At 52.0% G+C, this 13,438-nt stretch carries 13 protein-coding genes; 10 read left to right on the top strand and 3 right to left on the bottom strand.

Annotated elements, in window-relative coordinates; translation table 11 throughout:
- Positions 1 to 92 precede the first annotated feature (92 nt).
- Genes E0F26_RS04005 through pdxA form a run of 3 tightly spaced genes read left to right on the top strand, consistent with a single transcriptional unit; the run spans position 93 to position 4,676 of the window.
- The gene (locus tag E0F26_RS04005; RefSeq protein ID WP_279242759.1) at positions 93 to 2,414 is read left to right on the top strand and encodes an LPS-assembly protein LptD; all 2,322 of its coding nucleotides are present in this window, start codon (positions 93 to 95) and stop codon (positions 2,412 to 2,414) included.
- A complete protein-coding gene (locus E0F26_RS04000; protein WP_279242758.1) occupies positions 2,401 to 3,675 on the top strand; it encodes a peptidylprolyl isomerase in 1,275 nt (424 codons plus the stop codon). Before E0F26_RS04005 ends, E0F26_RS04000 begins: the two co-directional genes overlap by 14 nt.
- 14 nt (positions 3,676 to 3,689) lie before the next feature.
- Complete coding sequence (gene pdxA, locus E0F26_RS03995; RefSeq protein ID WP_279242757.1) at positions 3,690 to 4,676, top strand: 4-hydroxythreonine-4-phosphate dehydrogenase PdxA; 987 nt, start codon at positions 3,690 to 3,692, stop codon at positions 4,674 to 4,676.
- Here the strand turns inward: pdxA and E0F26_RS03990 are convergent.
- Positions 4,673 to 5,602 carry a patatin-like phospholipase family protein gene (locus E0F26_RS03990; RefSeq protein WP_279242756.1) on the bottom strand — a complete coding sequence of 310 codons (930 nt, stop codon included), beginning with the start codon at positions 5,600 to 5,602 and terminating at the stop codon, positions 4,673 to 4,675. The genes pdxA and E0F26_RS03990 overlap by 4 nt on opposite strands.
- A gap of 128 nt (positions 5,603 to 5,730) precedes the next feature.
- Between E0F26_RS03990 and E0F26_RS03985 the strand changes: the two genes are divergently transcribed.
- The 4 genes from E0F26_RS03985 to E0F26_RS03970 all read left to right on the top strand — a co-directional run bounded on the left by E0F26_RS03985 (position 5,731) and on the right by E0F26_RS03970 (position 9,109).
- Entirely contained in the window at positions 5,731 to 6,147 is a 417-nt protein-coding gene (locus tag E0F26_RS03985; protein ID WP_279242755.1) for an H-NS histone family protein, read from the top strand.
- Between the two features lie 71 nt (positions 6,148 to 6,218).
- Positions 6,219 to 7,040 carry a 16S rRNA (adenine(1518)-N(6)/adenine(1519)-N(6))-dimethyltransferase RsmA gene (rsmA, locus tag E0F26_RS03980; RefSeq protein WP_279242754.1) on the top strand — a complete coding sequence of 274 codons (822 nt, stop codon included), beginning with the start codon at positions 6,219 to 6,221 and terminating at the stop codon, positions 7,038 to 7,040.
- A 159-nt stretch (positions 7,041 to 7,199) separates the two neighbouring features.
- Positions 7,200 to 8,015, top strand: a complete 816-nt coding sequence (locus E0F26_RS03975; protein WP_279242753.1) for a symmetrical bis(5'-nucleosyl)-tetraphosphatase — start codon at positions 7,200 to 7,202, stop codon at positions 8,013 to 8,015.
- Positions 8,016 to 8,038: 23 nt separating this feature from the next.
- A complete protein-coding gene (locus E0F26_RS03970) occupies positions 8,039 to 9,109 on the top strand; it encodes a tRNA nucleotidyltransferase/poly(A) polymerase-related protein (RefSeq protein ID WP_279243191.1) in 1,071 nt (356 codons plus the stop codon).
- Between the two features lie 101 nt (positions 9,110 to 9,210).
- Here E0F26_RS03970 and folB read toward each other — a convergent pair whose 3' ends face one another.
- Complete coding sequence (gene folB / locus E0F26_RS03965; protein ID WP_279242752.1) at positions 9,211 to 9,582, bottom strand: dihydroneopterin aldolase; 372 nt, start codon at positions 9,580 to 9,582, stop codon at positions 9,211 to 9,213.
- Positions 9,579 to 10,631 (bottom strand): tRNA (adenosine(37)-N6)-threonylcarbamoyltransferase complex transferase subunit TsaD, encoded by a 1,053-nt coding sequence (gene tsaD, locus E0F26_RS03960; protein ID WP_279243190.1) that lies wholly within the window; start codon positions 10,629 to 10,631, stop codon positions 9,579 to 9,581. Before tsaD ends, folB begins: the two co-directional genes overlap by 4 nt.
- Positions 10,632 to 10,765: 134 nt before the next feature.
- Here tsaD and rpsU point away from each other — a divergent pair, with 134 nt between their 5' ends.
- The 3 genes from rpsU to dnaG are packed head-to-tail and all read left to right on the top strand — an operon-like array spanning position 10,766 to position 13,349.
- Positions 10,766 to 10,981: a 30S ribosomal protein S21 gene (rpsU, locus tag E0F26_RS03955; protein ID WP_009021038.1), complete on the top strand. Its 216-nt coding sequence runs from the start codon at positions 10,766 to 10,768 to the stop codon at positions 10,979 to 10,981.
- 18 nt (positions 10,982 to 10,999) lie between these two features.
- Positions 11,000 to 11,458: a GatB/YqeY domain-containing protein gene (locus tag E0F26_RS03950; RefSeq protein WP_279242751.1), complete on the top strand. Its 459-nt coding sequence runs from the start codon at positions 11,000 to 11,002 to the stop codon at positions 11,456 to 11,458.
- A gap of 22 nt (positions 11,459 to 11,480) precedes the next feature.
- Positions 11,481 to 13,349, top strand: coding sequence for a DNA primase (gene dnaG / locus E0F26_RS03945; protein WP_279242750.1), 1,869 nt, complete (start codon positions 11,481 to 11,483; stop codon positions 13,347 to 13,349).
- Positions 13,350 to 13,438 lie beyond the last annotated feature (89 nt).

The raw sequence follows: 13,438 nt of genomic DNA, 5'->3' as shown, positions 1-13,438 counted from the left end.
GCGCTGCATAATAACCTGAAGCGCAAGCCTACACGCCGGTGCACAAAAGACTAAAACGAATTAAAGCTTTTTTTGTCTCCCTGGGCACAACGGTGGGTGTGGCCCTGTTCGCCGCTAATGGCCCGGCTGCCATAGCGTCGTCGCTCGAGGAAGAGCGTATTCAGAGCCGGCTCAACTGGACACCACTCAAGCAAGTTGCAAAAACCGACAGGGATGCCCGCTGCATTAAGTGCCGCGGCAAGTACACAGACCCTCTCGCCGGCGCTGATCGGTCAGTTTCACCCAATGAATCAGACCTCGAGGTGAGCTCAGGCGACAGCGACATCACCGACAATGCCTTTTTTTTCTCCGACGCCGTCACCGTTACGCAAGGCTATCGCACATTAAAAGCAGAAGAAGTAACCATTGACCGAGTGGAGCAGACCGTTACCGCCACAGGCCCGATAGAGGTCCGAGAACCTGGCATCGTCATGTATGGCGATACGATCAGCTACAACAGCGTCGACGAGCAAGCTCAGCTCACCGACGCGGAATTTGTTTTGTACGAGCAGCAGCTGTATGGCATCGCCGAAGAAGTTACGCGTGACGCTAGCGGCACCCTAACCATAGAAGACGGTGAGCTCACTTTTTGCACGCCCACGGATCCCAGTTGGCTGGTCTCAGCAGAGACCTTGGAGATCGATGCCATCAATAACGTTGGCGAAGCATGGGGCGCGCGGATCGATGTGAAAGGCGTACCCATTCTCTATTTACCCTGGATACAATTTCCTCTTAGTGATCAACGGAAGACGGGGCTACTGTTTCCGGATATCAGCAGCGATACACGCGGCGGCCTCGATGTCATGGCCCCTATATATTTCAACCTTGCCCCTCATTACGACGCAACGTATTCACCGCGTCACATCGCAGACCGCGGATTTGTACATCAACTCAACGCGCGATACTTAGGTGAGCGGTCGGGTTCCTGGGACGTAACGGGTGCTTACCTGAATGACGACAAGCTCAGCGCAGAGCCCGGGAAAGATGCACGCTGGCTTATCAAGGTAAAGCAAAACAGCACGCCCTCTTCTCGTTTACGGACGTCGATCGATTTCTCGAAGATCAGTGACAACGATTATTTGAAGGACTTGGAAAACAACACCCTCAGCGCGCAACGTCAAACCGCCTTGCTTCAACAAGCAAGGGTAGATTGGTTAGCGGATAACTGGTTAATCGGGGTAGAAGCCCAGCAATTTCAAGGCATCGCGGAAGACCTGACCGATAACTATCAACGCTTGCCCCAAGTAAGTGCCGTCTGGCGCGGTGATAAAACACTCGGCGGCTTAGCACCTATCGTAAACATTCAGGCGGCAAACTTTGATACTGACTTTGAAAAAGTGCGAGGCCAAAGACTGTTCCACGAAGTCGGCGTATCGCTCCCACTTTCTCGTAGTTATGGTTTTTTAAACTCACAACTGACACACCGTGGTATTGAATACAGCCTGAAAGACCCGGGTATGACGGATTCCAGAGATGAGCGTGTTGAGTCATGGGTAGCCAGTATTGACGGAGGACTCACCTTTGAGCGCTCGAGCGAATTCTTTGGTCACTCGTTCACCCAAACGCTGGAACCCCGAGCTCATTATTTGTATGCAAGCTATGACGACCACGTTGGCATTCCTGACTTTGATAGCGCCGAGCTCACGTTTAGCTATCGACAACTATTCCGCAATACGCGCTTTTCAGGCCATGATCGATTGGCCGACGCGAACCAACTCGCCCTCGGCCTCACTTCACGTTTAATTGATCCCAAAACGGGTTTAGAGCGAGTCAGCGTCAGCCTCGGACAAATTATCAACTTCCGCGATCAGCGTATCCGTTTAAAGGAAGGTGATGCTCCGCTCACAGAAGATGGCTCGGCACTGGCCTTTGCGCTGGATATGACCGCCAGTGAGCGATGGTCAATTCACAGCAACTTGCTGTTTGATGCTTATGACAACGAATTGGACGCAGCCAATGTTCGGGTTAGCTATCGCCCTAATGACGAGTCGCTCTTTAATATCGGCTACACCTTGAGAGAACCTCCAGAGTCTTTTGCCGCGCGACCCGTGACCGAGCAATTCAACACCTCGGCCTATATTCCCCTTGATGAGAACTGGCGGCTGTTTGGCGCGCTCCGATACTCACTCGAGATCGACAGTAGCGTGGAAGATATGTTTGGTGTCGAGTACGATGGCTGCTGCTGGCGTGCACGATTTCTCTACGTGAGTTATCTCGATGCGCTACGCGATACAGATGTTTTTGTTCCACAGCCTGAACTAAGACGCGATCGTGCGTTCCAATTTCAGTTCGTCCTTAAAGGACTAGGCTCCTTCGGGCGCAGAGTTGATAATCTCATGCAAGACATGATTAGAGGTTTTAATGCTACACGGTAAGTTTTTTCATCACGCAACGGCTGTGCTCGCACTCGCCGCCGCTCTCTCTACCAACGCACAAGTGGTTCCACTAGACAGTGTTGTAGCCATTGTCGACGAGGACATAATCCTCTCAAGTGAAGTGCGTGATCGTGTTCAACAGATTAAAACATCCGCCACTCAACGGGGTATGCAATTGCCCGACGATGACACGCTTGTCCAAGAGACTCTCGACCGACTGATCCTGGAGAGCATTCAATTGCAGCTTGCTGATCGCTACGGGATACGAATTCCCGATGCACAGCTAGACCAATCAATGGCGCGGGTAGCGGCCCAAAATCGACTCACACTCGAGCAGTTCAGAGACGCGCTAACGCAAAATGGCCAAAGCTATTTGCAAATGCGTGAGGCCCTAAGAGACGAACTGGCGATACAGCGTGTGCAGCAAGGCAGTGTGATGCGTGATATCAGTATTACCGAGCGTGAAATTGATAACTTCATGGCGACGGAAGAAGGCGAGGCTATGGTCGAGCCTGAATATCGCGTGGAGCAGGCGCTCGTCTCTGTTTCTCGCTCAGACAGTGACGCTGAGCGCGCGGCAAAGGAAGACTTTGTCGATGGTGTCCTAGCTAATATTCTTGCTGGGGCCGCTTTTGCCGAAGCCGTAAGCGTGATCGAGCCTTACGAATTTCGAGGTGGCGATTTGGGTTGGCGTAAGTTGAGCGATATTCCGAGCATGTTTGCCGAGATCGTTCCCAATCTGAAGCCCGGGCAAACGGGCAAGGTGCAATCGAGCTCTGGCTTACACCTCGTGCACTTGGCCGAGGCACGTGGCATCGAGCGACTCGTTGAGCAGACCAATGTTCGGCATATCCTTGTCAAACCAAACGAGGTACTCGATGACGACGCTGCACGAGAATTTATCGCATCACTCAAGCAACGGATTGAGGGCGGTGAGGACTTTGGCGAGCTCGCCAAAGAGCATTCTGACGATATTGGTTCGGCGCAAGAGGGTGGTGAGCTCGGCTGGACCAACCCAGGCCAGATGGTAGCCGAGTTCGAATCGGCCATGGCGGGTGCAGATATTAATGTCCTGACAGACCCAATTCGTAGCGAATTCGGCTGGCATATTTTAGAAGTAACCGATCGCAGGACAGAAAATTTCGCCGAACAGGTACGACGCAATCAAGTGGCCAACTTCCTTCGCGAATCTAAGTATGAAGAAGAGCTAGAGAACTGGCTCAGAGAGATTCGTGAAGAGGCCTTCGTCGACATCAAATAAGGCACCCGTTAACCATGAGCCTACCCCGTATAGTCATCACGGCAGGCGAGCCAGCGGGAATTGGGCCTGACGTCATTGTCAAAGCCCTGCAATCTGATATCACGGCGCGTATTGCAGTCGTTGGAGATGCTGACCTGCTAAAACGCCGAGCCAATATGCTTGGCATCGCCTGCGACATTCAAAAACTCGATATCCCAAGCGAGGTATCGGCACACGTACCTAATCGAATCCAGGTACTTCACACTCCTTGCTTGGACGACGTTGTCCCGGGCACCTTGAATATTGCTAACGCAAGATACGTCATCACAACCCTCGAGAGGTCAGCAAGCCTCGCTCAGGACGGCGTCTTTGATGCCATCGTGACCGCCCCGGTGCAAAAATCCATCATCAATGACAGCGGTATCCCGTTCTCGGGCCACACCGAGTTCTTCGCCGATTTTTTTCGTTGTGAAGACGTTGTGATGCTACTCACCAATCAGAAATTCAAAGTAGCACTCGCGACCACCCATTTACCGCTGCGCGACGTTCCAAATGCGATCAGCAAAGACGGTCTTTGCAAACAATTCCGCATTATTCATCGCAGCTTCTGTGAACTCTACGGCGTAGAAAAACCCCGTATCGCCATGTTGGGGTTAAACCCACACGCGGGTGAAGGTGGGCACCTCGGTAAGGAGGAGCTTGATACGCTCATCCCAGCGCGTGACGTCGCGCTAAGTGAAGACATCGACGTTAGCTTGCCTCTTCCTGCCGATACAGCCTTCGTATCAGAGGCGGGTAAGTGCGCCGATGTTATTCTCGCGATGTATCACGACCAGGGCTTGCCTGTTTTAAAAACGGCGGGGTTTGGACACTCGGTCAACGTCACTTTAGGACTCCCGATTATTCGCACCTCTGTCGATCATGGAACAGCGCTGGAACTTGCGGCTTCTGGAAAGGCCTCAGAAGGAAGTCTGCTCGCCGCCATCAATGAAGCGATTGTTTGCGCCCATCATCAAGCTTAGGCGACAACGTCCAAAATCCGATCGAGGGTCGATCGATTTTCTGAAATCATGCGGTTAGCTATGCGCTTTAGGTTTTGAATATTAACCTCGCTGGCATCGTCCATATCGTCATTCGCCTCGTCCAACGTCACCTGAAGACGAAAATAATGATCGCCCAAAAACATCCGCATCTGATGGTTCGCCACTTTTGTCGCACCGTCGAACATGCAGTCAATGAGCGGCGTCACCCAGCCCGCCTGCCCCCAATCTTTTGCAGACTCGTAGTGAATCCGGCGAATGAGTTCACCGGTACCCAGTGAAACCACCGCCAGCGGCTCGCCCGGAAAGAGTTTTAACGCCTCTGCATAAGCCGAAACGACCGGAGAGTTTACGAAAACCCCGCCGTCAATGAGCGCACGGTGACTACCTTGGACGTCAATGAGTGCGGGTTCGAAATAAGTGGGGGCAGCACTCGTTGCACGCGCTGCGTCGCGGCAAAGGACGGTCTCATGGTCTGGGTGCCAACTCTTCAAAAACAGGGTTCGACGGCCTTCGATGTCGTAGCTCGTAACCATAGTCGAGCCTAAGGTATCGCCCAGCCGAGCATCCGCATAATATTTACGAAGCGCAGCTTCCAAGGGTCTAGCCGAGTAACGTTCGTCTAAAACACCCCCCGCAGAACGAATATTACGCCACACTGTTTTCTGAAAAATCTTCCTGCCGCTATTCTCAAAAAACTCTGCTAAATCGTGAGCAGTATATTTAGGTTTTCCCTGTGGATCTGCCTGCGCAATACCCAAGGCGATAATGCCACCAGAGGATGTTCCCACAGACACATCAAACAGTTCCGATATGGGCTTATTTGACGCCTGCTCTAAATAATCCAAAACAAGTGCCGGAATAATTCCGCGAATACCACCGCCGTCTATTGAAAGTACTGTCCGCATAATTAAGCTCGCCGCAAAAAAACTGGTTTACTGTTTTATTCATTTACTCATGATTTCGCGATAAAACTGTGTTTTACTTTGATAACACTAATCACTACGACAAAAACGACAAGAAAGGTTTTATATTCATGAGTGAAGCACAGGTACTGCAATCAATCGCACGTTCTAAAGCGGCTGCAAATCGCGCAGTTAAAGCACTTGATATTAAACAGCTAGAGCGCGCCATTAAGAATCTATCAGCTGCAGCTCAAACTTTAAAAGAACGTGATTCACAGCGCGCAGAGCGTAAAAAAGAGCTCGCCGTTAAAAAATTAAAATCGATGATGGATCAACTTGGAATATCAGCAGACGATATTGTTACGCCCAAGAAACCCATTTCAACTCGCAAAAAAACGACTGGGCCTAAGAAAGGCAATAAAGTCGCACCGAAATATCAAATTACGGTCGACGGCCAGACGTACCAGTGGACAGGTCGCGGTCGAACACCCGTCGTTTTTCGCAAACACGTCGAGCAAGGTGGGTCTTTAGACGACTGCCTTATTTAAAGGTGAAGGAAAACAAACACGTTTATTCCCAGCGCAGACCCACGGTTTGCGTTATCACTCGATGAGTAACGATGAGTCATAAAGCCCCGCGTAAAGGCAGGCCCGGTGCTACCGCGCATGCGCCAAGAAAGCGCTTTGGCCAAAACTTTCTTACCGACCAAGGTGTGATTACAGCCATAGCGAGAGCCATATCGCCTAGTCGAGATGACAACCTTGTAGAAATTGGTCCGGGGCAAGGTGCACTGACCGACGCTCTTTTCGATAGCGGTTGTGCCATCAACGCGATCGAAATAGATCGAGATCTTCAGTCACAGTTACGCGTCATGTTTTTTAATCGCGATTTAACATTACATAATGCGGATGCGTTGAAATTTGATTTCTCTCAATTATCTCAATCTGCAAATGATTTAAGGGTGGTTGGAAATCTCCCCTACAACATTTCCACACCCCTTATCTTTAAGCTTCTAGATAATTTAGAGCTGATTAAAGACATGCATTTTATGTTGCAGAAAGAGGTGGTTGACCGCTTAGCGGCGACACCGGGAACAAAAGCGTGGGGACGCGTGAGCGTCATGACACAAATTGATTGTGACGTGGAGTCGCTGTTTGAGGTTCCGCCCGAAGCGTTTTTCCCAAGGCCCAAAGTGCAATCGGCTATTGTGCGCATCACACCAAAAGTCCAGCGCCACCGGCCTGACTGCTCTCGTGTGTGTCTTTCAAAATTGGTTCAGCTCGCTTTTGCGCAGCGGAGGAAAACACTGCGCAATAACTTAAAGGGCATTATTGATGAGGCCACCATTGAGGCCTTGGACATCGATCCTGCTTGTCGAGCAGAGACACTGACACTCGATCAGCTCATCGATCTGTCGCTGCAACTAGACGCAGCCGCGTAGAATTTCCAGCGCGCTGTCTCAATCATTTTGCCAAGTGTGGCGGTCCTGAAGGCGTATAAGCGATCAATCCGCTACCTGAATTTCGCGCGCCCAGCTACACTTCACTTATACAGCTGAACTGAGCCACGTACCTCCAGTCGTTATGCCGCGAGATCTCAGATGACAACTTATGTAGTGGGAGACATACAAGGGTGTTTTGACCCGTTCCAGTGCCTGCTTGAACGGGTAAACTTCGACCCAGCAAAAGACGTCATCTGGAGCGTTGGCGATCTTATCAACCGTGGCCCCGCGAATTTAGAGACACTTCGGTGGTTCTTTGCCCATCGTGACCGCGCGGTCGTCGTCCTAGGGAATCACGATCTTCATTTAATGGCCGTAGCGGCAGGGGCCAGAAAGATGTCCAAGTCCGATAACTTCGGCGATATTTTACAGGCACCCGACAGAGATTCCCTGCTCGCGTGGTTGCGACAGCAACCTCTGGCCCACCATGATCAAGGGGTTACCTTGGTTCACGCTGGCATCCCACCTATGTGGAGTATTAAGCAGACACTCCGATACGCCAAAGAAGTTGAAACGGTGCTCCAGGGACCTAACTACAAGGCGTTTTTTGATGCGATGTACGGCAATGAACCCGTTGTCTGGAGCGATAAGCTCGGGGGAATGACTCGTTTGCGAGTCATAACCAACTACCTGACGCGCATGCGCTACTGCACCAAAAAGGGCAAGCTCGACTTAATCAACAAAGGCCCTAAACCCAAAACAGATGCGCTCAAAGGAAAGAAAGTGGCACCTTGGTTCTCTCACGAAGAACGTCGAGCCGCCGCAGACACTATTATATTTGGTCATTGGGCGTCGCTTGAAGGGGTGACAGATTCCCCCAATGCCATAGCTCTGGATACCGGATGTGTTTGGGGCAACAAGATGACAATGCTCGATCTGGATGCACGCACCTTGCACAGGTGTCGGTGCAAATGAGCGTCTTATCCTTCAAGGAGGATATCGACATACTCAGAGTCGGGGGTGCCGTTCGCGATGAGCTCTTGGGCTATGCTTTTGATGAAGTTGACTGGGTCGTTGTTGGCGCCAACCCCGATGACCTGTTAAATGCAGGCTTCAAACAAGTTGGCAACGACTTCCCCGTGTTTCTTCACCCAACAACCGGTGAGGAGTACGCGCTAGCCCGGACGGAGCGCAAGGTCGGGAGAGGATACAACGGCTTCACTGTGCACGCAGATCCCACAGTGACACTCGAAGAGGATCTCCGGCGCAGGGACTTAACCATCAATGCAATGGCCCGCTCAGCACAAGGCGAGCTCATCGATCCGTACGGTGGTGAAAAGGATTTACGCGCGCGAAGACTGCGTCACGTTTCAGACAGTTTCATAGAAGACCCCTTGAGGGTATTGAGAGTATGTCGTTTCGCCGCTCGGTATCATCATCTGCGATTCGAAGTGGCAGACGAAACCATGGACCTCATGGGGTTAATGGTGAAGAGAGGAGAACTCGCGGAGCTCGCCCCAGATCGCTTATGGCGAGAGACTGAACGTGCACTGACTGAGCGACATCCAGAGGTTTTCTTTAGCCTCTTGCATTCGCTGGGACTGGATACTCCTATGTACCCATTTACCCTCAGTCAAAAGGCGATCGAGCGGCTCGCCTCTGTGCGAAATCAGTTTGGCGATAGTTTGCGTCGCTGGGCGGTGCTTACCGCTGATGACTTTTCGCTTGAGCTTGCGCATCGCGCCGTTATCCCTAAACGGCATTTGGCCATATCGAGGCTTACCGCAGACCTATTGTTACGAGAAAAACCTCGGTCAGCGTCCGATGCATTGGACTTACTCGATCGGTTAGATGCGTTTCGTCAGGGGTCGCTTTTCGAGGCAGTGTTAGATGTAATCGACTGCATAGATACCCGATTTGAGGCCGCCGATATTTTGCGAATCCAGACGATACGAACTATCGCTGCATCGATTGGCGGAAAAGCGTTCGCCGCTCAAGGACTGACAGGCAAAGACGTAAAGTTAGCGATTCAAAAAGAGCGTGTCGACGCGACAAAACATCTTTTCTGACATGAATCTCGCGTGGCGACACAATTCGCGGCAGGGGCAGGAAGAAATCGCGTCTGATGACGCCTGGCAACTCAGCATGTCACGCCCTCGCAATCTCAATCTCAATCTCTCAAACATTGCGCTCGATTGACGTTCAGCGACACACCGACAGACGCCGCTGCGGGCACCGCATTGGGTTTATCAATATCAATGCGCAACTCAGAGACTGGCCAAGACTGGAAAATCTCAGTAGCAATCGCCGCCGACAACGCTTCGAGTAGCTGAAACTCTGTCTGCTCTACAAAGGAGATGACTTGCTGCGAGATTGCCGCGTAGTCGAGTGCATCGGGTAAGTCATCGCTTTTTGCCGCGGCCGCGAAATCTGTCGTCATGGCCAGATCAATAATTAACCGCTGTTTGATCTCGCGCTCCCAGTCGTAACACCCAATGACCGCCTCAGGCTCTAGCCCCTTAATTGTCACCACCCCCTTCATAATTGGTTCCCTTTTTTGGACGCCGTCGGAGGCTCCAGCTCGGTAATGGGCCATCTCGCTCGCACTTCGGGTGCGTCGGGATCGCTTTCTCCCGCAGCGAGTCTCAAGGCACCGGCAAAGGCAATCATCGCGCCGTTGTCAGTACACAGCTTGGGCTCAGGATAGAGCACCTCTGCACCCAATTGCCCGAGGGCGCTCTGCAGTCGCTCTCGCAATCTTTTGTTAGCGCTCACGCCTCCCGCCATAACGAGGGTACGGACATTCTCTTGCTTAAGCGCACGTTTGCACTTGATCACCAACGTATCCACGACCGCCTCTTCGAAGCAGCGCGCGACATCCGCTTTGTCTTTAGGACTCAAGGCGCCCTCCGAACTCAGATCGCGTATGCAGGTACCAACGTGGGTTTTTAATCCCGAGAAACTGAAATCCAGCCCCGGGTGTTTAACCATAGGCCGCGGAAATGAAAAGCGATCCGGATTTCCCTGCTCAGCAAGCCGCGCCACCTGCGGCCCACCGGGATAAGGCAATCCCAGGAGCTTAGCCGTCTTGTCGAAGGCCTCACCAGCCGCATCATCTAACGACTCACCAAGTAAGCAGTAATCGCCGAACGCGTTGGCACGGATTAGCTGCGTGTGCCCTCCGGACACCAAAAGTGCCACAAAGGGGTAATCAGGCGGCTCATCGGACAATAGCGGCGCCATGAGATGCCCTTCCATATGATGTATACCGAGTGATGGCACGCCGAGGCCCGCAGCTATCGACCTTGCCATCGTTGCACCCACGATTAAGGCGCCTAAGAGTCCCGGCCCAGAGGTATAGGCAACCGCATCGATATCCTGCTTAACCAATCCAGCAGTTTTTATCACCTCATCCACTAACGGTAAGGTCTTGCGTATATGGTCGCGTGAAGCCAACTCAGGAACCACGCCACCGTATTCGGCATGGACCGCGATCTGCGAATACAGGGCATCGGCAAGCAACCCTCGCTCAGTATCGTAGAGGGCAACCCCCGTCTCATCGCAGCTCGTTTCTATGCCTAATACTCGCAAATCGGGGCATCCTTGGAAAAATCTGGAACTTAGCACGTTGTTAGCCTTTGCAAAACGCCGCTCCCCTACCTATACTGCGCGCCCTTATTTTTAGTGCGGCGTTTTTGCGCCCTCAGTTAGACAGGAAGATTTGAATGCCTTCAGTTAAGGTAAAAGAAAACGAGCCCTTTGACGTTGCCCTGCGCCGTTTCAAGCGCTCATGCGAGAAAGCAGGGCTACTTGCAGAAGTGCGTAAGCGCGAACACTACGAGAAGCCAACGACTGTGCGTAAGCGCGCCGCTGCTGCCGCTGTTAAGCGCCATCTCAAGAAAATGTCTCGGGAAAACCGCAAGCGTCAGCGTCTGTATTAATTCCCACGGGGTCGCGAGATGTCCGAAGCCGAAAGTCTAGTCGCTACAATCAAAGCTGCCATGAAGGCGGCGATGAAAGCGCGCGAGAAGGCACGTCTCTCAACCATCCGGCTTATCCAGGCAGAATTTAAGCGCGTTGAAGTCGATGAGCGAATCGAAATCGACGACCCCCGCGCCTTGGCCATCATGGATAAGATGGTCAAGCAGCGCCGCGATTCAGTAACACAGTTTCAAAACGCGGGTCGCGATGAGTTGGCCGCTATCGAACTGGCCGAAATCGCCGTTATTCAAGAATTCCTTCCACAGCAGCTTAGCGAAGCCGAAATCGTTGTAATTATTGACGAGGCACTAGCAGGCATAGATGCAACAGGTATGGCTGCAATGGGCTCATTAATGGGCGTTATCAAACCTAAACTGCAAGGCCGTGCAGATATGGGTGCCGTTTCCAAGATTGTTAAGGCTAAACTGACGGCTTGAGCAACGGCTTAGGCTGCCAAATATGGCCCGACTTCCACAGGCATTCATAGACCAAGTCCTCGATCGAACTGACATCGTCGATGTTGTGGATCGTCGTGTGAAGCTTAAAAAGGCCGGTAAAAACTATTCAGCCTGCTGCCCTTTCCACCAAGAAAAGACCCCTTCCTTTTCCGTCAACCCAGACAAGCAATTTTATTATTGCTTCGGCTGTGGGGCCGGTGGTAACGCGCTCGGATTCATCATGGAATACGAGCGAATGGACTTCAGAGAAGCCATCGAGCTACTTGCTCACTCAGCCGGAATTGAAATGCCTCCCGAGGAGGCCGATAACGCACCGCAAGTGGATAACCAAAAGCCACTTTATGAATCGATGGAGCGCGCCACAAAGCTCTATGAAGGGTTCTTGCGCCAACATAAGGACCGCAAGAGCGTAGTGGACTATCTCAAGCGCCGCGGGTTATCGGGTGAGATTGCGCGGGATTTTCGGCTTGGCTTTGCCCCCGAGGGTTGGGACAACCTGATGCAAACGCTTGCTGACGAGGAAAGTATTGAGCATGCGTTAACGGTCGGCCTACTCATTGAAAACGACAAAGGTCGAAAATACGACCGGTTTAGAGATCGTGTAATTTTTCCCATTGTGAATCAGCGCGGCAAAGTCATTGCCATGGGCGGCAGGGTGTTGGGCGACGGCAAGCCCAAATACTTAAACTCACCCGAAACCCCCCTGTTTTCCAAATCACATGAGCTTTATGGACTCCACCATATCCGTAAGTTCTCAAAAAACTTGAACCGCATTGTTGTTGTCGAAGGCTACATGGACGTTATCGCCTTGGCGCAGTTTGGCATTCATTACGCGGTCGCAACGCTGGGAACCTCAGTCGGTAAGCCCCACTTAGAAACGTTATTCCGTCGTGTCGAACAAGTCGTCTTTTGCTTTGACGGTGACGAAGCGGGCCGAAAAGCGGCCTTTCGGGGAATGGAAGCTGCACTACCGATGATGGAAGACGGTCGACAGGTTAAATTTTTGTTCCTACCCGAGGGCGAAGACCCCGATACCGTAGTTCGAAATAAAGGCGCACAGCATCTGGAGCACCTATTTGATACGGCTGCGCCGCTCGAAACCTTCCTGTTTGAGCAAATGGGACTGGGCATCGACCTCGCCACGATGGACGGAAAAGCAAGGCTCTCAAAGTTGGTGGCACCCTACCTCAACCAAATCCCGGATGGCGTATTTAAAACATTACTGTTCAAGTCGCTAGCCGAGCGGACCGATATGGACGTCGATAGCCTTCGGCGCTTGCGCGAAGTGCAGGAAAAATCCGAGAGCACGGCGCCCGATTTTCATGAGGAAAGCGATGGCGCACCGCCCCACTTTGAGGATGATTACGACCAGTTTGCAGAGGGTTTCCAAGACACAGGCGCTCACGCCGATTCATCGGCCTTGCGCTCCCCAGACTCGGGATTTAACGACAACGTATTAATGCGGGCACTGGGCTTAATAGCACTTCATCCGCCCGCCGCGCTTCTGGTGGCAGACGAAATGCTCCCCGACAACTCAGATCGAACCGCCAACTTACTGAGAGACGTTGTGGCGCTGGTACAAGAGACACCCGACATGAGTACAGCGGCACTGCTCGGGTACTGGACCAATACCGAAGAAGGAGAAGCCTTAAGCGCGGCCGCCGCCAAAGAAGTCATCGATACAGAACAAGAGATCAACGAGCACCTCGTTGCCCTGTTGAATAAATTATCGAGAGATCGGCGTGTTGCTTTGTTGCGTACACGTGCTCATGAGCTCAAATCGGTGAGTTACACCGAGCTCAATAACGAGCAAAAGCGCGAGCTCGTATCGCTAACAACTGAAATACGACAGCTTTCTGGCAGAGACTGACGCGCAACTCACCAGAAACGACGGATTCGTCAAAATTGCATAAATACGCCAAAGTCCGAGTTTTGACATGGCTTATTAGACCTGCGAGC

Source organism: Candidatus Paraluminiphilus aquimaris, from assembly GCF_026230195.1.
Lineage (GTDB): Bacteria > Pseudomonadota > Gammaproteobacteria > Pseudomonadales > Halieaceae > Luminiphilus > Luminiphilus aquimaris.
This window is presented reverse-complemented; position numbering and strand designations above follow the sequence as displayed.

Bases quoted from the DNA above. Each gene is read 5' to 3' on its own strand.
- E0F26_RS04000 (WP_279242758.1), top strand. From the start codon at position 2,401: ATGCTACACGGTAAGTTTTTTCATCACGCAACGGCTGTGCTCGCACTC.
- pdxA (WP_279242757.1), top strand. From the start codon at position 3,690: ATGAGCCTACCCCGTATAGTCATCACGGCAGGCGAGCCAGCGGGAATT.
- E0F26_RS03990 (WP_279242756.1), bottom strand. From the start codon at position 5,602: ATGCGGACAGTACTTTCAATAGACGGCGGTGGTATTCGCGGAATTATT.
- E0F26_RS03985 (WP_279242755.1), top strand. From the start codon at position 5,731: ATGAGTGAAGCACAGGTACTGCAATCAATCGCACGTTCTAAAGCGGCT.
- rsmA (WP_279242754.1), top strand. From the start codon at position 6,219: ATGAGTCATAAAGCCCCGCGTAAAGGCAGGCCCGGTGCTACCGCGCAT.
- E0F26_RS03975 (WP_279242753.1), top strand. From the start codon at position 7,200: ATGACAACTTATGTAGTGGGAGACATACAAGGGTGTTTTGACCCGTTC.
- folB (WP_279242752.1), bottom strand. From the start codon at position 9,582: ATGAAGGGGGTGGTGACAATTAAGGGGCTAGAGCCTGAGGCGGTCATT.
- rpsU (WP_009021038.1), top strand. From the start codon at position 10,766: ATGCCTTCAGTTAAGGTAAAAGAAAACGAGCCCTTTGACGTTGCCCTG.
- E0F26_RS03950 (WP_279242751.1), top strand. From the start codon at position 11,000: ATGTCCGAAGCCGAAAGTCTAGTCGCTACAATCAAAGCTGCCATGAAG.
- dnaG (WP_279242750.1), top strand. From the start codon at position 11,481: ATGGCCCGACTTCCACAGGCATTCATAGACCAAGTCCTCGATCGAACT.